This is a genomic window from Sphingobacterium spiritivorum, from assembly GCF_016725325.1.
In the GTDB taxonomy this organism is placed as follows: domain Bacteria; phylum Bacteroidota; class Bacteroidia; order Sphingobacteriales; family Sphingobacteriaceae; genus Sphingobacterium.
In genome coordinates this window covers 4,689,804-4,708,426 of sequence record NZ_CP068083.1, presented here as the reverse complement: position 1 = coordinate 4,708,426, position 18,623 = coordinate 4,689,804, and the positions used below count along the sequence as shown (strand labels likewise).

The 18,623-nt window shown below is 38.5% G+C and carries 17 protein-coding genes and 1 tRNA gene; 12 read left to right on the top strand and 6 right to left on the bottom strand.

Annotation, left to right across the window (positions count from 1 at the left end):
• Positions 1–3: 3 nt before the first annotated feature.
• Complete coding sequence (locus tag I6J02_RS19740) at positions 4–633, top strand: DUF2306 domain-containing protein (protein ID WP_201679475.1); 630 nt, start codon at positions 4–6, stop codon at positions 631–633.
• Positions 634–645: 12 nt separating this feature from the next.
• Here the strand turns inward: I6J02_RS19740 and I6J02_RS19735 are convergent, their stop codons facing one another.
• Positions 646–1,548 (bottom strand): class I SAM-dependent methyltransferase, encoded by a 903-nt coding sequence (locus tag I6J02_RS19735; protein WP_201679474.1) that lies wholly within the window; start codon positions 1,546–1,548, stop codon positions 646–648.
• A 162-nt stretch (positions 1,549–1,710) separates the two neighbouring features.
• Between I6J02_RS19735 and I6J02_RS19730 the strand changes: the two genes are divergently transcribed.
• From I6J02_RS19730 to I6J02_RS19700, 7 genes are all read left to right on the top strand, one after another.
• Positions 1,711–2,283 (top strand): RNA polymerase sigma factor, encoded by a 573-nt coding sequence (locus I6J02_RS19730; RefSeq protein WP_201679473.1) that lies wholly within the window; start codon positions 1,711–1,713, stop codon positions 2,281–2,283.
• Entirely contained in the window at positions 2,280–3,674 is a 1,395-nt protein-coding gene (locus I6J02_RS19725) for a hypothetical protein (RefSeq protein ID WP_201679472.1), read from the top strand. Before I6J02_RS19730 ends, I6J02_RS19725 begins: the two co-directional genes overlap by 4 nt.
• A 223-nt stretch (positions 3,675–3,897) precedes the next feature.
• Complete coding sequence (locus I6J02_RS19720; protein WP_201679471.1) at positions 3,898–4,752, top strand: DUF5694 domain-containing protein; 855 nt, start codon at positions 3,898–3,900, stop codon at positions 4,750–4,752.
• 151 nt (positions 4,753–4,903) lie between these two features.
• Positions 4,904–5,551 (top strand): Crp/Fnr family transcriptional regulator, encoded by a 648-nt coding sequence (locus I6J02_RS19715; RefSeq protein ID WP_236582188.1) that lies wholly within the window; start codon positions 4,904–4,906, stop codon positions 5,549–5,551.
• Between the two features lie 80 nt (positions 5,552–5,631).
• A complete protein-coding gene (locus I6J02_RS19710) occupies positions 5,632–6,330 on the top strand; it encodes a CPBP family intramembrane glutamic endopeptidase (protein WP_201679470.1) in 699 nt (232 codons plus the stop codon).
• A gap of 94 nt (positions 6,331–6,424) precedes the next feature.
• The gene (locus I6J02_RS19705; protein ID WP_201679469.1) at positions 6,425–7,303 is read left to right on the top strand and encodes an aspartyl protease family protein; all 879 of its coding nucleotides are present in this window, start codon (positions 6,425–6,427) and stop codon (positions 7,301–7,303) included.
• A gap of 124 nt (positions 7,304–7,427) precedes the next feature.
• Positions 7,428–8,339, top strand: a complete 912-nt coding sequence (locus I6J02_RS19700; RefSeq protein WP_201679468.1) for an NAD(P)/FAD-dependent oxidoreductase — start codon at positions 7,428–7,430, stop codon at positions 8,337–8,339.
• Positions 8,340–8,541: 202 nt separating this feature from the next.
• Here I6J02_RS19700 and I6J02_RS19695 read toward each other — a convergent pair whose 3' ends face one another.
• The 3 genes from I6J02_RS19695 to I6J02_RS19685 all read right to left on the bottom strand — a co-directional run bounded on the left by I6J02_RS19695 (position 8,542) and on the right by I6J02_RS19685 (position 11,546).
• The gene (locus tag I6J02_RS19695) at positions 8,542–8,988 is read right to left on the bottom strand and encodes a putative quinol monooxygenase (RefSeq protein ID WP_236582187.1); all 447 of its coding nucleotides are present in this window, start codon (positions 8,986–8,988) and stop codon (positions 8,542–8,544) included.
• 217 nt (positions 8,989–9,205) lie between these two features.
• Positions 9,206–9,292, bottom strand: a tRNA-Ser gene (locus I6J02_RS19690).
• Positions 9,293–9,416: 124 nt separating this feature from the next.
• The gene (locus I6J02_RS19685; RefSeq protein ID WP_201679467.1) at positions 9,417–11,546 is read right to left on the bottom strand and encodes an HD family phosphohydrolase; all 2,130 of its coding nucleotides are present in this window, start codon (positions 11,544–11,546) and stop codon (positions 9,417–9,419) included.
• 162 nt (positions 11,547–11,708) lie between these two features.
• Here I6J02_RS19685 and rpe point away from each other — a divergent pair, with 162 nt between their 5' ends.
• The 3 genes from rpe to I6J02_RS19670 all read left to right on the top strand — a co-directional run bounded on the left by rpe (position 11,709) and on the right by I6J02_RS19670 (position 15,931).
• A complete protein-coding gene (gene rpe / locus I6J02_RS19680) occupies positions 11,709–12,389 on the top strand; it encodes a ribulose-phosphate 3-epimerase (RefSeq protein ID WP_003006245.1) in 681 nt (226 codons plus the stop codon).
• Positions 12,390–12,715: 326 nt separating this feature from the next.
• Positions 12,716–14,983 carry an aconitate hydratase gene (locus I6J02_RS19675; RefSeq protein ID WP_201679466.1) on the top strand — a complete coding sequence of 756 codons (2,268 nt, stop codon included), beginning with the start codon at positions 12,716–12,718 and terminating at the stop codon, positions 14,981–14,983.
• A gap of 63 nt (positions 14,984–15,046) precedes the next feature.
• Positions 15,047–15,931 (top strand): hypothetical protein, encoded by an 885-nt coding sequence (locus I6J02_RS19670; RefSeq protein ID WP_201679465.1) that lies wholly within the window; start codon positions 15,047–15,049, stop codon positions 15,929–15,931.
• Between the two features lie 62 nt (positions 15,932–15,993).
• Here the strand turns inward: I6J02_RS19670 and I6J02_RS19665 are convergent, their stop codons facing one another.
• A complete protein-coding gene (locus tag I6J02_RS19665; protein WP_201679464.1) occupies positions 15,994–16,830 on the bottom strand; it encodes an MBL fold metallo-hydrolase in 837 nt (278 codons plus the stop codon).
• Between the two features lie 59 nt (positions 16,831–16,889).
• Positions 16,890–17,789, bottom strand: a complete 900-nt coding sequence (locus I6J02_RS19660) for a LysR family transcriptional regulator (protein WP_201679463.1) — start codon at positions 17,787–17,789, stop codon at positions 16,890–16,892.
• A gap of 89 nt (positions 17,790–17,878) precedes the next feature.
• On the opposite strand from I6J02_RS19660, the gene I6J02_RS19655 reads away from it, so the two are divergent.
• Positions 17,879–18,592, top strand: a complete 714-nt coding sequence (locus I6J02_RS19655) for a class I SAM-dependent methyltransferase (RefSeq protein WP_201679462.1) — start codon at positions 17,879–17,881, stop codon at positions 18,590–18,592.
• Positions 18,593–18,623 lie beyond the last annotated feature (31 nt).

Here is an 18,623-nt window from a genome sequence, read left to right as displayed (position 1 = left end):
TAAATGTTTCGTAAGGTTTTATTTATTCTTTTTTGTGTACTTTCTTTGGTCATAGGACTGTATCCTCTTATGTATGCTTTTGTAGAACCCAAGTATACTTTTCTGGGAACCAAAACTCCGGAAATACTTCATAATATAATATGGAAGGCTGCTTTTATGACGCATATTCTTTTTGGCGGGATAGCTCTTTTTATCGGATGGAGACAATTCGGTGCCAAATTCCGTAATAATTATATGCGTCTGCATAAAAACATAGGAAAGATATATGTTGGTTGTGTTGTGCTCAGTTCTATATCCGGAATATATATGGGGTTTTATGCCAACGGAGGTTTGATTTCGTCTACAGGATTTATCAGTTTAGGGATAATCTGGCTGCTTACTACATGTTTTGCGCTCTATCAAATCAGGAAAGGTAATATTACTAAACATCAGCAATTGATGACCTACAGTTATGCCTGTACCTTTGCTGCGGTAACACTCAGGCTATGGTTTCCTTCTCTTATTGCCCTGACTGGAGACCCTGTTAATTCTTATCTCGCTGTAGCCTGGTTATGCTGGGTACCAAATGTTATAGCCGCCTTTTTTATAAATAAACTAAATACCAAAAATAATATTCCTGCAATTGTAAGTTAAAAAAAGTTGTCCTCAACTTATATAAGGATTATCGGGGATATAGACTAAACGATAGCCTTCCTGCTTCAGATTACGGATGGTTACCTCATCCGGTACTGTTTTAAAGATAACTGATACTAATGTCTGAGCTGGTATAATTCTTAGTCTGACCAGAAAATCTCGAAATACTTTTTTACATTTTGTGAGCTTAAATAGCTTAGCATTGTTTTTCAGAGAGATATACTCTGCTCCTTTGAACCAAAAGTTAGGGTTGATTTTCTTAAAGGCGACTAAGCGCAACCCAAGGCCTGCTGCAATTTTTTCAAATTCCCGCTCAGAGACTTTGTACACAAAATTTCCAACGGGTTCATACGAAAATCGGTTTTTCCATATTTTACTCATTATCCTTTTGTTGCTGGCAAACAGATTATGCAGAAACTGAAGGAGTGGCATTTTCGAAACAGGATCCTGAGGTTCCATAATTATTATTCCGGATCGGGCTACCCTTAGCATTTCATACACAGCCATATAAGGTCGCGGGAAATGATGATAGGATTCTTTACACAGGACATAATCAAAGCTTTCATCCGGAAACGTTATCTTTTCAGCATTCTGCGCTGAGCAGGAAGAGATAATACCCTCTTTCTCTGCTATAGTAAGAAAATCAGTATTCAGATCTGTCGCCAATGCTTCATTTCCGGATTTTAAGATGTATTGCGCATCAAAACCATATGCATCACCGACGGTAAGCCATCTATTGCTTTTATTTTTTAATAATGGGTTCAGACACGAAAAGAAAATATCCTGTAACCATACAGAAAGATTGTTTTTATCTGCTTCCCGGTTTCTTTTGTACAGATTTGTTTTCGATTCTGCTGAGGGAAAATGATTATTGTACCATTCGTTGTGTCTTTCATAACTGCTTTTATAAAACATGGCATAGGGTTTTATTATAATTACGGTACTGATTGGCTAAACGTTGGTGAAAAATGCACGAATTGAAAAAAATAAAAATTTTTAAATTTACCCAACGTTCTGCATCTCCCTTACGTAATACTAATATTAATGCAAAGAAAAACTGGCCGCTATATCAATTGAATGAATCTTTTTTTTAGTAAGGATAACAAATTAGTGAAAGGCTGTAAAGCCAATAAACGTCAGGCTCAGGAAGTTTTATACAAGCTTTATTATGAAGATATGCTGCGATTGTGCTTTCGTTACCTGAGATCCGATGACTTAGCTCTGGAAGCTCTGAATAGTGGTTTTCTGAAAATATTTCAGAATATCAATACATTCGATCCTCAAAAGGGGGATTTAGGCGCCTGGATGCGTACAATTATGGTCAGATCCTGTATTGATCTGAGCAGAAAAGAAGCACGGTTTAATCATTCGGCTATTCAGGACGTAGCAGAGGAAGTTTATATAGAACCTGCAGTTTTAGATAAATTATTTGCTGAAGATCTTCTGAAGCTGATAAGGCTGTTGCCAGTCGCTACACAGATTGTGTTCAATCTCTCTGTCATAGACGGATATTCTCATCAGGAGATTGCTGAACAGCTCGGGATTAGTGACGGTACTTCCCGCTGGCATCTCTCAGAAGCAAAAAAACAATTGCGGAACATGTTAAAAAACGCAACAATTGATAACCCTCTGAAAACACCAAGATCATGAAGAATTCAGTATGGTATCATAAACTTTGGCGTGAAAAGTTGAACAAAACAGAGATCAAGAAATCTCCTGATGCCGCATGGGAGGGAATGAAAAATACACTGGATCAATATCTACCTCTGGATGTTCCGGTCGCAGCAAGCTCAGCTGTGTCTGTTGGCGCAAAAATATGGAAATTAATAAGTTATATCTTGCCGGCTGTAGCTGTAGTTTCTACAGTTGCATACGTATATATCCCTGATAAAAAAGAAGATAAATCTCCGGCGGTAAAGACAAAGGAGATGTATGCGGATTCTCTTGTAAGCAGCGTTCAGTCAGAAGCTGAAACGGCTAACACAGAGACAGATAGTAGCATGAATGCAGATCTGTCTCGGATTTCAGACTATCGTATTTCACATGGTGATTTAGGATCTGAACTTTCTACACTTGCTCCTCTGAAAAAAAGTTTTACGGAGTGGCATAGCAATGTTCCTGAGGAATATAATAATTCAGAATATGTTACTACTCCGTTTTCTCCAGGAGATCGCATTGTGCATACGGATAATAATATGCTGTTTAACTATCCGCAAGCCAGAGTGCTGTATAACAGTAAAATAGAGCGGATTTCAGGAAAATCTTTATCAGATATCAAGCCACGTTTAGGATTTAATAGGGAAAAGAGGTACGAAACCGCCCTTGTCGCTGACTATTCATATACGGATAAGGAAAGAAAGAGGAGGGGAGCAAAAGAAAACAGGAAGAATAATATCTACTACAAATCTTCAGGAAGGAATAAACAAGTAAAATTTACACCTCCCGGATCAGTATGGAATCCCTCCTATAACTTCGGATTGGAGACAGGGGCGAATATTGGAACACAAGGTACCAACTTATATGCCGGTGTTTTTGGACAGATAACCTTCAATAATAAATGGGCTGTAAGTCTGGGGCTGAATGCGAATAGTAACCGAAAAGTATCGGGAGAATTTTCTCATCCCAGTTATTTCAGGCCGGACTCTTTAGGCTACTCATTTATGATAAGAGACAGCAGAAAGCTTGCGGCTATAGATATTCCGTTGAAGGTCGAGTACAGGCTTTCAAATCATATTTCGCTAAATACCGGTGTTATTATTGATCTTCCGGTCAAACAATCTTCTAAAATGACCGGATTAGGACCTGTCTACGATGTGCGGGATACACTGCGACATGGTCAGGAAATAAATTCAGCTTTGGCAAACACTAATGCAAATAAAGTAAATATCGGACTGTCGGGAGGAATTACGGTGCATCTCCAAAGATTTGATGTTAAGGGAAATTATCAGGTTCTCAATCCTTACCGTGTCAGTAATGCATTGGGATCTTATAAACCAAATAATGGGTTTTTCAGGGTGGGGATAGGCTACAGATTCAAATAAGGAGATATACATTCATCGAAGACTTTTTTACAGCTCATTATTAGCGAAACCTTCGCCAGTAATAAGCTGTGTGTTACTCTTGGAAATGTCACCAGGGTCGAGGTTTAATATTTGTGCTAACTTTTTTTTATAAAATTTTAATATTTTGGTTAATATATTGAAGATAAAGATAGGGTCTTCTTGATTAAATGTGTTTATTCTGTATCTTCGTGACCAATTTTAAATGAAACATAAAAAACAAAACATGCGCAAAATTTCCTTAATCCTTTTTTTATTCCTTTTTCAACTTTCATTTGTATCAGCTCAGGAAAAAGTAAAAGTCATTTTATTAGGAACTTATCATTTCAATAATCCTGGTAGTGATATGATAAAACATAAAGAGCGAAGTATCTTATCTGAAGAAAGCCAAAAGGATTTAGACAACCTGGTTGACAAAATCAGTGCATCTGTTTATAAACCTGATCAAATATTTGTAGAGAGCTATTTCAGCGCAAAGAAAGAACTGAATACGAATTACCAATCTTACCTGAAAAATCAGTACCACAAGTTCACAGATACGATAAAACGGGAGCGAACGAAAAGGTATTACACGGAAGGTGAAACTTTCCAATTGGGATATCGGTTAGCGAAAAAGTTGAAACATGAGGAATTGTATCCTATTGATAGTTTAATTGAAATGAAGTTTAACATCTTGTTAAAAGAGGTGAATTCAAATCCTGAATTGAAAAAAGAGTTTGATGCGATAAAAACTTCGTTATCTGATAATTGTTTAGAAAAAAGTAATTTGAGTGAGATCTTTTTGTGTCTGAATGAAAAATCAAAATTGGATAATAATCTTGGTTTTTATATTTCATTTGCTAATAAAGTAATGATCAATAACGATTATTTTGGTTCAAATCTGGTTACTGACTGGTATAAAAGAAATTTAATAATGTATTCTAATATTCAAAGCCAGTTAAAGCCGGATACAAAAAGTATTTTTGTTCTTGTGGGTTCGGGACACGCAGCTATATTTAGACAATTTTTTGAGGTTGATAAAAACTTTGAACTTGTTGACTTAACAAAAGTCCTGAATTAAAAAGAGTAAAAGTCTTCTTCAATGAAATTTGGAAGCCCGCTTTAAGAGTGGGCTTTTCTTTTTAATTCAGATGAGACATAGCTATCTCACTTATGTACATATTTAGATAGCTTATTTAATGTATGGACCGTATGGGGATGCAAATTCGTTTATGGCTGTTATATTTGCAGCATATTCTGACGAATATAACAGTCAGAATTTATGTATGCATTTATCTATGGAACATCCTACAGCCGAAAAAATTAAAGAAATATTTGACCCTTTTTACAAAGCTGATATTCATATCTGGACAGAATTTGCAAAATGTGTACAGCTCCGTACATTCGAAAAGAATGAAATAATAAAAGATTACCATAAAACGGAAAGGTACATTAATATTCTTGTTACCGGTTCTGCCGCTCACTTTGTCCTGTCTGAGGAAAAAGAGGTGTGTATCAATCTTTATTATGAGAAGCAAATTTTTAGTGATTATCTGTCATTTCTGACACAGTCATCAACTGTTATCAAGACGCTGGCTCTGGAAGCGTCTGTAATCTGGTCCATAAGCTTTACGGATTTACATGCACTTTATTTAAGGTCTTCGACAGGTGTTTTTATTGGTAAAGCCATTTCAGATTCTATGTTTATCCGTAAACAATCTGAACAGATAAATTTGCTGACACTTTCTCCAACAGAAAGATATCTAAAATTGGTAAGGGAACGTCCCGAAGTCTTTCAAAGAACATCATTGAAGATCATTTGCTCTTATCTGGGAATTACTGCTGAAAGTCTGAGCCGAATCAGAAAAAAAACTTCCTGAATACTTCATTTCTTATCTATCGTCAATTTTTTAGCGGAATCATATCTCTACTTTTGAAACCGTATTCAAACCGATAAAAAATGAAAAATAAAGTCAATTATTTAGCTGTATTAACTTTTTATATTGTAGCTGTTGCCCTTCGTTATCTGACCAATAAAACGGATTTATTAGAGAGCGTATCCAGTAGTTTTATAAAAGTATTGCTACAGGGGGCAGGGCCTGCCATTGGAGCTCTGGTTGTATTTTATGCCTTTAAGATTAAACCTGTACTGACACTCAAAGGAAACTATAAAAACACAATCCTTCCTTTTTTATTATACTGGGGGCTTCCTGTTGTTTTGATTTTAGGCGTTGAATATTTTTTGAAAGGAACGCTTTCCTTTATGGCTATTTCGGCCATTTTAATATACGGACTCTTGGAAGAGATAGGCTGGCGCGGATTTTTACAACGCGAACTAAAACCCTTACCTGAATTTTTGAATATTCTCCTTGTTGCAACATTATGGTTTATATGGCATCTGAATTTTGATATGACATCTTCAAATTTGTTGTTTTTTGGAATTTTGGTGTTGGGATCCTGGGGTATAGGAAAAGTTGCTGATATTACATTTTCTTTACTGGCTGTGTCAGCTATTCATTCGCTTAATAACTTTTTCCCTGAAATGAATACCATTAAAATATGTATTCTGCTGATTTTGTTATCTGTATGGGTCACTGCCCTCGTAATTCGGAAAAGAAACTTAAAGAATAGGGATAGCGAAGAGGTCGTTGCAGCCTGAGTACATAATTTTATCGAATTTTAGATACTTCGTTCTCTGGAAAGTTTTGATGGAAATTACTACATTTACCTGTAATCAATATTAAACATCCTCCATGAAAAACAATAGTATCTTCACGATTTTAATAGCATTCTTTGCCACTCCATTATTTGCTCAGGAGAAACCTGTAAGCGACACATTGATGCTTGCCATTAATGAGCAAAACACCATTTCGGTGAAAGGAATATTTAATGAAAAAGATACACTTAACCTCAATTTTGATACGGGCACTACTGAGCTTGTTTTAACGAACAATACGATAGCCACAAAACTTAAGTCAAAAATTAACCTTTACAATACTGCTTATCCATTACTATTGGGTCAGAATTTGTATCGCACCAAAGTTTATGATGCGCAATTGAGTGGTCACGGAACTGACGGGCGTTTTGGCTGGGATTTGTTTAAAGGCAATGCGGTTGAACTTAATTATGACAAAGGCATAATGGTCGTACACAAGCAATTGCCATTAAATGTAGGTAAAGATAAATCCTATTCAAAGCATACTATTGTTTTCTATAAGGAGTTGTTTTTTATGGAAACACAAATCAGGCAAAGCGGGGTAACCGTAACTGATACTATATTATTTGATACCGGATATCAACGAACGCTGATGCTCAACAGTGATCTGTTGACTGCCCAAAAATTTCCGTACAAAAAAATGAAAGAAATAAAACGTGTGCTGATGAAAGGTGCACAGGGTAACGAAATTCCGGTTGTAACCGCTAATCTGAGTATGTTGAAAATCGGTCGCCACTCCTTAAAAAATATCCCCGCACAAATAGCTAATGCCAATAAACCTTTTAAGGAAAAGGATATTCATGTCTTAGGTAACGAGGTTTTAAAGCGGTTTAATGTTTTTTTAGATTTTCAGGATAACAACATTTACCTCCAGCCAAATAAGTACTACAATCTGGCTTATATTGAAGCGAAGTAATCCATGTTAAATTTTTATCCGCGATTATAAATTGTTTTATTCCTTCATTTACTTCGTTACATTCGTAAAGACATTAGTTATTTTTATGGAGACACAAACGTTTCGTACTTAAAATCAGGAAAAAATGAAAACAGATAAATTGTTTGATGTAATTATTATCGGAGGAAGCTATGCCGGATTATCATCTGCTATGAGCCTGGGACGTTCCTTACGAAATGTATTAATAATAGATACCGGGAAGCCCTGTAACCGTCAGACTCCACATTCGCAGAACTTCCTGACTCAGGATGGAAAAACACCTCAGGAGATATCCCGGATAGCCAGAGAACAGGTGGAACAATATCCAACTGTAGCATTTTATCAAGGCGAAGCTGTCAATGGAGAGAAAACAGATGCCGGATTTATAATAACAACAAGTACAGGAGAGAAATTCAGTAGCCGAAGACTTATTTTGGCCGCCGGAATAAAGGATATAATGCCCGATATAAATGGTTTTTCAGAATCATGGGGTATTTCTGTAATCCATTGTCCTTATTGCCATGGATACGAATATCGTAATGAAAAAACTGGAATTTTAGCCAATGGAGACAGAGCTTTTCATATGGCTTCTTTGATAAATAATCTCACTAAAGATCTTACAATCTTAACATCTGGTCCGGCTGAGTTCGAAACCGAACAAAAAGCAAAACTAGAGAAGCATAATATCCCTGTTATAGAAAAAAAGGTTATCGAAGTCGAACATTTAAACGGACAGATTAGGAATATTGTTTTTGAAGATGGAACGAGAATGGACTTCAAAGCTGTATATGCTGCTCTTCCGTTTGTACAGAATTGTGCTATTGCAGAACAGCTGGGATGTGTACTAACCGAACAGGGTTATATCGAGGTTGATAATCTGCAGAAAACAAATATTGAAGGTGTATTTGCCTGCGGTGATAGTACTTCTATGATGCGTTCCGTAGCCATTGCCGTTAGTTCAGGAAATTTGACCGGAGCAATGGTGAATATGGAGCTGGTTAACGAAACATTTGTTTAATCTGCCGTAAAAAGCCTTACAGGATAGGATAGTTTTGAAGCAGGAGGATTGAGTATACAAAAAAAGAGTCCAATTTGCATTGGACTCTTTTTAATATTGTGAAGGTTGAAAAGGATGTCAGTCGAACATTTGATAGCGCTTTTGACGTTTTTTGATAACCCTGAATAATTGGAAATTCATTCAGAAAAGTATCAGCTTTAATCTAATGCCTTTCCTTTAACTTCTTGAAAATACCGGATGCTGCTTCAAGGTCGATAGCTTCCATATCCATTAGCTTCAACGACTTGACCATGTGCAGCGTGGTTGTCTTGTACTTCTGGAAGTGTTCGGTCTTCAAATGCGCCTGATAGGCTTTTTGGTCTTCGTACATTTCCAATATCCGCACCTGGGTCGGATTATCCTTTTGGTACATCGGAAATATAGCAACAACGCCCGTCTCCAGCCTTACGGATGCTTCTGCTTCGTATTTAAGGATAGCCTTGTATTCTTCCAAATGTTCCGGATGTATCTCGATTTCTGAAATGCGGATAATCATATCCTTTTGTTGGGCAAAGGCTGCGCTAGTCATCCAGAGAAAGGCTACTGCTGTGAGGGCAACCTGTAAATACCGCTGAAAGCTAATGCTGTATTGAAAACTATATTTATCCATATCATGTGTTTTATTTGCTCATTTTTGAAAGTAAGGCTCTTGATATATCTGCCTGTTCTTTTTTTATCACCTTTTCGATGATATCAAATGCTGTTTTCACGTCGGCGGATTCTTATTCCTCGATTACTGAAATCCAGATAATAATTCTACAAGATAAAAAAAGATTGAGTATACAAAAAAAGAGTCCAATTTGCATTGGACTCTTTTTAATGTTGTGCGGAGAGGGCGGGATTCGAACCCGCGGTACCGTTTCCAGTACGACAGTTTAGCAAACTGTTCCTTTCGGCCACTCAGGCACCTCTCCGTGTTTCAACGATGCAAACATAACGCTAATATTTCATTCTGCAAAGCCTCTAAACGCTTTTTTTGAAAAAAAATAAAGAGCTTTTAAATAAACTTCTGAGGTTCAATTTGTTTCTGAAATATAATTAATCAGATTTTTTTTTGCTCAGATCGTAATCGATGCGCACATGGTAAATACTCTTCAACATGGACTTAAATATGCGTGCAGCTTCTGTAATATCTTTCATTGTAATATTACTGTCGATAAACTGGCGTTGAGCTACTTTATGATCGATAATTTTATCGACAAGATCATTAATAGATTGTTCGGTATGTTCCTTCATACTGCGTGAGGCAGCTTCGACCGAATCGGCCATCATCAATACCGCTGTCTCTTTTGAGAAGGGAATAGGACCCGGATAACGGAACAGGGATTCATCTACCAGCTTATCCGGATTGTTCTTGATAAACATGTTATAAAAATAATCTACGCGGGTTGTGCCGTGATGTGTTTTGATAAAGTCTACCACTACTTCAGGAAGCAGATTTTTGCGTGCTATTTCGATTCCTTTGAGAACATGTGATATAATGACCTGAGCACTCTGCTCAGGAGTCAGTTCGTCATGCGGATTGTGGCCTGAAATCTGGTTTTCGATAAAGTACTGTGGATTGATCATCTTGCCTACATCATGGTACAAGGCACCTGCTCTCACCATAAGCGGATTTCCGCCAATCTTATAGATTGCGGCTTCAGCCAGATTGGCGACCTGTAAGGAATGCTGGAAAGTGCCCGGTGCTTTCAGCGATAATTCCCGTAATAACTTGGAATTACTGTTGGTCAGTTCCATAAGAGTAAGGTCAGAGACAATACCAAACAGACGTTCAAAAGCGTATATCAGCGGATAAGCGAGCAGGGTAAGACCCACACTCACAATAAAAGGCGCAATTTCGCTCCAGTATATATTACTGAATGATCCGTTACGCGTCAGTCCGAGACCAATATAAGCAACCAGATATGTTGCTAATATAATAAGACTTGAAATCAGAAACTGTTCCCGTTTGACCAGGGTTTTTATGCTGTAAATCGATACCATTCCGGTCACAAACTGAAGAAACACAAATTCGTAACTGTTAGGGACAAACAAGGCTGCAATAAGGACCATCAGCAGATGTATATTCAGGGCGACACGGGTGTCAAACAAGATGCGGATTATGATGGGTACACCACAGTAAGGGATATAATATAAACTAGGAATTTTAAGATTGACACACCAGGACAGCACGCCCAGCATAGAAATGATAACAATAAATATAATGGTCAGGAGCCTGTTATTATAGTATATGTCTTTGCGGAAGAAATAAAGAAATACCATCAGCAAAGTAATACAGAGGGAAATAATCATAAACTGGCCAAGTACTACGTAGTTCTGATTGCCGCTGATTTTGGCTTCATCTTCATAAACTTTACGCAGGGACTCGAGACGCTGATACGTTTCGTTATTGATGATTTTATCTTTTTCTGCTATCAATTCTCCTTTTTGTACGACACCTCTTGTTGTTGAGATATTTGCGAGAGCTGTCTGTTCCATTTTATTGGTCAGATTCTCATTAAAGATATAATTGATCGTGATGTAATTTTTCAGGAGTTCCAGCAACCACTTTTTATGTGTGATTTTGCCCATTCTGGAAAGGGACAATTCAATATAATTATAAGCGGTCTCGATGGTGTAACTGTCAATTGTATTTTTCTGTTGTGCAATATTGTCACTGACAAGTGTAAAGTTGTACTGTTTGGAAGCGTCCGAAGTATTTCCGCTGTCACCATCTCTGTTTTGATAGCGGTTATTAAGGGATATGACTCCTTTGGAATATATACGGGAAAGAAGATCCGAACCTACAGCTCTGTAATCGGCCATGTTATCTTTGAGTGAGTCCATCTGACTGGTTTGCCATTTTTCAGCCAGGTCCGTATTGAACTGATCGATTTGCTCCTTGGCCGTACTTGTATTCAGGTTGTAAATCGGCTGTATAGTGTGAAGGATGTTTTTGCGGTCGAGATTAAGTTCTTCCTGTGTCTTTAAGACTGCAAAATTATAAGGAGAAATCAGATTGTCGTGATTCCATACTTTACCTTTTTCAAATTCGTAACGGAATCGGGGCTGCTTAGGTAAGAATATGCAGATCAGTACAATAGTCAGTAAGACCATTCCATACTTGATCAGTATTGCATTTTTTTCGGATTGTTCTCGTTGATATTTAATTTTTAATCTCGCCACAGGATGTCAATTTGCTTTATTCAGAAACAAATGTAATTAATATTTGAGTCTTTCGGAGATTCCGGTTTGGGTTTGTCTGCTAATATTCAGTTTTTTGATTAAAGATTCGGATATCCTGCAGACTTCCGTATCTTTGCGGGATATAATAAAATTATAGAATTAATGTCTCTTCAAAAACACCTTATTGCACCTTCGGTGCTTGCAGCAGATTTCGCCAAACTGTATGATGATATTCAAATGGTAAACAACAGTGAAGCAGATTGGTTTCACATTGATATCATGGATGGTGTATTCGTTCCTAATATTTCATTTGGGTTTCCGGTTATGCAGGCTATTGCAAAACACGCAACCAAACCACTGGATGTACACCTGATGATAGTAGATCCTGATCGTTACCTCAAAGTATGTAAGGATTCAGGTGCAGCTGTCATTACGGTTCATTATGAGGCATGTACGCATCTGCACAGAACGCTTGCTGCCATTAAGGAGCTGGGATGTAAGGCAGGGGTAGCGTTGAATCCCCATACTCCTGTTTCTTTATTGAAAGACGTTATTCACGATATTGATCTGGTATGTCTGATGTCTGTCAATCCGGGATTCGGCGGACAGAAATTTATCGAACAGACCTATAATAAAATAAAAGAACTGCGTATGCTGGCAGCCGGAGTCAATGACAACCTGCTGATTGAGATAGACGGGGGAGTAGGGCATCAGAATATCGGAGCTTTACTTCGTGCAGGAGCGGACGTGTTGGTAGCCGGAAGTTCTGTATTTGCTGCTGAGAATCCTACGCAAACCATTGCTGATCTTAAAGCTGTTGATCCGCAATTGCAACAGATATAAGTCTGCAACAGAAAAGATTAATGAAAGAGCCTTTCCGAAGAAAGGCTCTTTTTTTATGAGTTGTTTTATATAGTTAATGATTAATTACTTTGAGGTGATAAAATTGATGTCGGGATTATTAAATCTGTATTTGTTTTAATTCATTGGTAATGAGTATTTTATATTTTTAAGTCTTTTGCTTTATAATTTGTTTAGAATTTTTCCAAATTAAGCTGAGGGGGCTTAAAAGTCATATTTGGCTATGAATTTTTGTATTTTTGTACAAATTTTAAATAAAGCTTATTTCGGTAAGCATTTCTGTTGAAGTAAATTAAAATAATAAACAAATGGCTTTTGATATAGAAATGATTAAAAAGGTGTACAGCCAATATGACGAGCGTATTACTGCGGCTCGCAAAGTGGTGAATAAACCTTTGACGTTATCTGAGAAAATTTTGTATGCTCACTTATGGGATGGTAATGCTTCTCAGGCATATGAACGCGGAACTTCTTACGTTGATTTTGCTCCGGATCGTGTTGCGATGCAGGATGCAACAGCTCAAATGGCCTTGTTGCAGTTTATGCAGGCGGGACGTCCTAAAGTAGCAGTTCCTTCTACAGTACACTGTGATCACCTGATCCAGGCTAAAGAAGGTGCAGAAAAGGATTTGACCCGTGCAAAACAGGAAAGTTCGGAAGTTTTCAATTTCTTAAGTTCTGTATCAAACAAATATGGTATTGGTTTCTGGAAACCAGGTGCAGGTATCATTCACCAGGTAGTACTGGAAAACTATGCTTTTCCGGGTGGTATGATGATCGGCACGGATTCGCATACGGTAAATGCCGGAGGTCTTGGTATGATCGCTATCGGTGTTGGTGGTGCGGATGCATGTGATGTAATGGCGGGATTACCATGGGAGCTTAAATTCCCGAAACTTATCGGTGTAAAATTAACAGGTAAACTAAGCGGATGGACATCTCCAAAAGATGTTATCCTGAAAGTAGCAGGTATCCTGACTGTAAAAGGTGGTACTGGTGCTATCGTTGAATACTTTGGTGAAGGTGCTACTTCTATGTCTTGTACCGGTAAAGGTACAATCTGTAATATGGGTGCTGAGATCGGTGCTACTACTTCTACTTTCGGTTATGATGAATCTATGGAGCGTTATTTACGTGCCACTGACCGTGCTGAGGTAGCTGATGCAGCGAATACAATTAAAGAACATCTTACAGCTGATGCTGAAGTATATGCAGATCCTGAAACCTATTTTGATCAGGTAATCGAAATCAATCTTTCTGAACTGGAGCCAAGTCTTAACGGTCCGTTCACTCCGGATTTGTATACACCGATTTCACGTATGCGTGAAGAGGCTCAGAAAAACGGATGGCCTTTGAAAGTAGAGTGGGGACTGATCGGATCATGTACAAACTCTTCTTACGAAGATCTATCAAGAGCTGCTTCTATTGCTAAACAAGCCGTAGATAAAGGTTTGGTCACTAAAGCTGAGTTCGGAATTAACCCGGGATCAGAGCAGGTGCGCTTTACAGCAGACCGTGATGGGTTGTTGCAGACGTTTGAAGAATTAAATGCGACCATATTTACCAATGCCTGCGGTCCTTGTATCGGTATGTGGGACCGTGTAGGTGCGGATAAGCAAGAGAAAAATACAATTGTACACTCTTTCAACCGTAACTTTGCTAAACGTGCTGATGGTAACCCGAATACGTTTGCATTTGTAACTTCTCCTGAAATGGTTGCTGCTATCGCAATTTCCGGTGATCTGGGCTTCAATCCGCTGACAGATACGCTGACTAACAGTAAAGGGGAGCAGGTAAAACTGGATCCTCCTGTAGGTGACGAGTTGCCAACTAAAGGATTTGCTGTAGATGATCCGGGATATCAGGCTCCGGCTGCTGATGGTTCGGCAGTAGTAGTAGCTGTAAGTCCGGAATCTGACCGTCTTCAGTTATTAGAACCATTTGCTGCCTGGGAAGGTACAGATCTTAAAGGATTGAAACTATTGATCAAAGCTAAAGGTAAATGTACTACTGATCATATTTCTATGGCTGGTCCATGGTTGAAATACCGCGGTCATCTGGACAATATTTCTAATAATATGCTGATCGGAGCTGTAAACTTCTTTAACGAAAAAACAGACTCGGTTAAAAACCAATTGACAGGTGCATATGGTCCGGTTCCGGCGACTCAACGTGATTACAAAGCTGCAGGTATCGGCTCTATTGTTGTAGGTGATGAAAACTATGGTGAAGGTTCATCACGTGAGCATGCTGCAATGGAACCTCGTCATCTGGGTGTACGTGCAGTACTGGTGAAATCTTTTGCCCGTATTCATGAGACTAACCTGAAAAAACAAGGTATGTTGGGACTGACTTTTGCAAATAAAGAAGATTACGATAAAATCCGTGAAAACGATACTATCGATATCATTGGTCTGACTACATTCGCCCCAAATACTCCTTTGACTCTGGTGCTTCACCATGAGGATGGTACGCAGGAAGAGATTCTGGCAAACCATACTTACAATGAACAGCAGATCGGTTGGTTCAAAGCAGGTGGTGCATTGAACATCATTCGTCAAAATCAAGCAAGATAAATTAGTTTATTTGCTTATAATCATACAGCCTGGTACTTTTGTGCCAGGTTTTTTATTATATCAATGAGAAAAATATTATTGTCATTAACTGCCGCTGTATTATGCTTGTCAACGGTATCTGCCCAGGAAATGGCAGATAGAAATTCAGAAATAGGAAAAAGCATTTTTAAAACAAAATATTCAAGAACAGAAAGTAATAAAGGAAAGATATTCTTCCACTGGGGGTATAATTTTTCTTCCTATGCCAAATCTGATATTACGTTTAAAGGACCCGGATATAACTTTACACTACACGATGTAAAGGCCGGAGACCGGCCGACGAAACTGTCAATGACTTATCTGGATCCGGGACGCCTGACTATTCCTCAGTTTAATTTTCATTTTGGTTATTTTATTAAGGATAATTATTCTCTTTCTCTCGGATGGGATCATATGAAGTATGTGGTAGACATTCCGCAAAGAGTTAAAATTTCAGGTTTCATTAATCCGGAAATTTCTACACCGGGTATTCCGACAGGGGATAAAGCCGGTAGTTACAATGGGGAGATGATCACTGTAGACTCCAGTATGCTGACCTTTGAGCATACCGATGGTTATAACTTTGCTGCTTTGGGATTGGAACGATATGACGATATAATCGTCAACAGACAAGGGAAACAGGTGCTGACAATGGAATCAGGGGTAGAAGCTGGTTTGCTTATTCCGCGTTCAGATGTGCATCTTTTTGGTGAAGGTGCTAATCATTTCTGGAATATTGCCGGATACGGTGGAGCTGCAAAAGTTGGATTGCAGTACCGTTTCTACAAAGGGCTATACCTGCAGGGTAGTTTTAAGACAGGATATACAGAATTGACAAATATCCGTACTACAGGTAGGAGAGGAGTCGATAAGGCACAACAGGGAATCTGGTTCTTTGAAAATTACTGGGTGCTTGGATTCCGGTTCTAAGCACAATCCTTAACATTCCAATGCAGCGCATGTTTTAAAAAAACATGCGCTGCATTTTTTTATTAAATATCCGAAAGACGGAAGGTATCTTTTAGTCGTATACCCTTCTCTGTATGCTGCAGTGTACAGCATTCATTAACAGGGTCGTGTTCGAGAAAGAGAATATATTCCTGGTCTGCAATTTCTTCCCAGTAACTTTTACGCTCTTCCATAGTCGTGAGCGGACGTACATCATAACTCATGACATAAGGAATAGGAATATGCCCTACAGAAGGCAGAAGATCTGCCATATATAGGATTGTTTTTCCTTTGTATCGAATCTGGGGCAGCATCATGGCTTCTGTATGTCCGTTAGCCAGGCGGATGTCGATGTTTTCTGTAAGCGCTTGTCCTTCTCCAATAAATTTCAGCTGTCCGCTCGCCTGTATTGGAAGTATGTTCTCCGCCAGAAAAGATGCTTTTTCCCGTGGATTCGGATCAACAGTGGCCCAGTTCCAGTGTTTTTCATTGCTCCAGTATGTTGCATTTGCAAAAGAAGGTATTAGCTTATCTCCATCTCTTACTATGGCACCTCCGCAATGATCGAAATGGAGATGGGTGAGAAATACATCCGTGATATCCTGTCGGTTATACCCCAGTCTGGCTAATGATTTGTCCAGCGTATCCTCTCCGTGCAGATCGTAGTGGGCAAAGAATTTTGCATCCTGTTTGTCCCCTAATCCTGTATCTATCAATATTAACCTGGAGCCTTCTTCTATGAGTAATAATCGTGTAGCCCAGGTACATAAGTTTTTTTCATCTGCCGGGTTTGTACGTTGCCAAAGTGATTTTGGAACAACGCCAAACATTGCACCGCCGTCAAGTTTAAAAAAACCGGTATCAATCGTGTGTAGTTGCATATGCTAAATTTAACATAAATGATTTAACAGATCAAGTAAAAACAGATCGTGTTATTTGTTTATATATTTGATTTTATCTCTCCTTTGTAGAACATCTTGTATTCTGCTGTTATGATATCTGTGAAAACAGATAATGCCGGATGCCGGCTTTCCCGGTCAAAGGCCAATACAGTTTCTGTGTATATCGGTGCAATTGGAAGAGGACTAAAGCGGATCTGCAGATGTTGGGTATGATGCTGTACGGATTGTGGAACTATCGCTGCACCTAATCCGCTGGCAACGAGTTCTAAAATGGATTGCATCGTATTGCATTCATGCAGAACATGTGGGTCAAAACCCAAATAATGGCAGTAGGTTATAAATTGCTGGTAATACTCTGGTGCATACTCTTTACTGTAGGATACATAGGCTAAGTCGCTTAACTTGCCGGCGTCTGTATTAAAATCCTCATTAGTTGCCAGACAGAAAGATTCTTTTAATAAGGTGTAGGTACTAAGCTGATCGGACAGTATGGGAGTGCGTACGATTCCCAAATCCAGTTTGCCATTTTCCAGGGCTGCAACTTGTTTCTGTGTGGATGTTTCGTACAGACATATATGAAGATGTGGATAATGTTCCTTTACGATGTTGAGTACCCGAGCCAGTAATGCTTTAGGAGTAGAGCTGATGTATCCTAATCTGAATGTTCCTGATACAGAATCCTGTATCTGTCTGGCCTTGAGTTTGGCTTTTTCCAGCAGACGTAAAATATCATGGGTTTCTTTTAGAAAGTATGTTCCGGCAGCTGTCAGATTTACGCGTTTGTTATTGCGCTCAAACAAGGTAACTGCAAGTTCTTCTTCCAGATCTTTAATCTGCCTGCTCAGCGGAGGCTGAGATATACATAATCTTTCTGCAGCTCTTCCAAAATGAAGTTCTTCAGCCAAAATAGCAAAATAATGAAGATGTCTTAATTCCATGATACATAAAAGGTATTGATAGTTGATAAAATTAGTATTTTTAAGGTATTATTAATGTCTTTATTTTTGAAATATAAAGGAGAGATCATATGGAACATAAATCAACATTGAAAGAGATAGAAGAGCGTTTTGATCAGGACGTTGTCCGGTTTTCAAATCTGGATACCGGACAACAGACGACTTTGGATGCGCTGTACAACATGGAATTAATTACAGATGGTATCGCTGCCAGTTATAAACAGATCGGAGATGTGCTGGATGTTGGTTGTGGAGCCGGTAATTATCCGGTCAAGCTGTTGTCAAAAGTCAATAATCCTAATATAACTGTGGTTGATCTCAGTCAACCTATGCTCAATAAAGCAGTAGAACGTATACAGCCGCTTACATCGGGACAGGTGGATGCTATCAAGGCTGATTTTCAGACTCTGGAATTTCCGGCAGCGCGTTTTGATGTTATTATAGCAACAGCTGTATTGCATCACTTAAGAACAGATGCAGACTGGAAGTCTGCATTCTCAAAATTTTATCAATGGCTGCGTCCCGGAGGCAGTATCTGGATCTTTGATCTGCTTATTCAGGAGGGAGAAGGTGTGCAGCAATTGATTTATAAAGAGCGTTACGGAGCATATTTGAAAGGACTTAAAGATGAAGCATATCGTGATCATGTGTTTGCGTATATTGAAAAAGAAGATACTCCTCAAACGTTGATTTATCAGCTGGATCTGTTACGTCAGGTTGGATTTAAGACTGTAGATGTATTGCATAAAAATCTTTGTTTTGCTTCATTTGTGGCTTTCAGATAAGAGATCGTATTATCATTTCCGGTGATGCCCG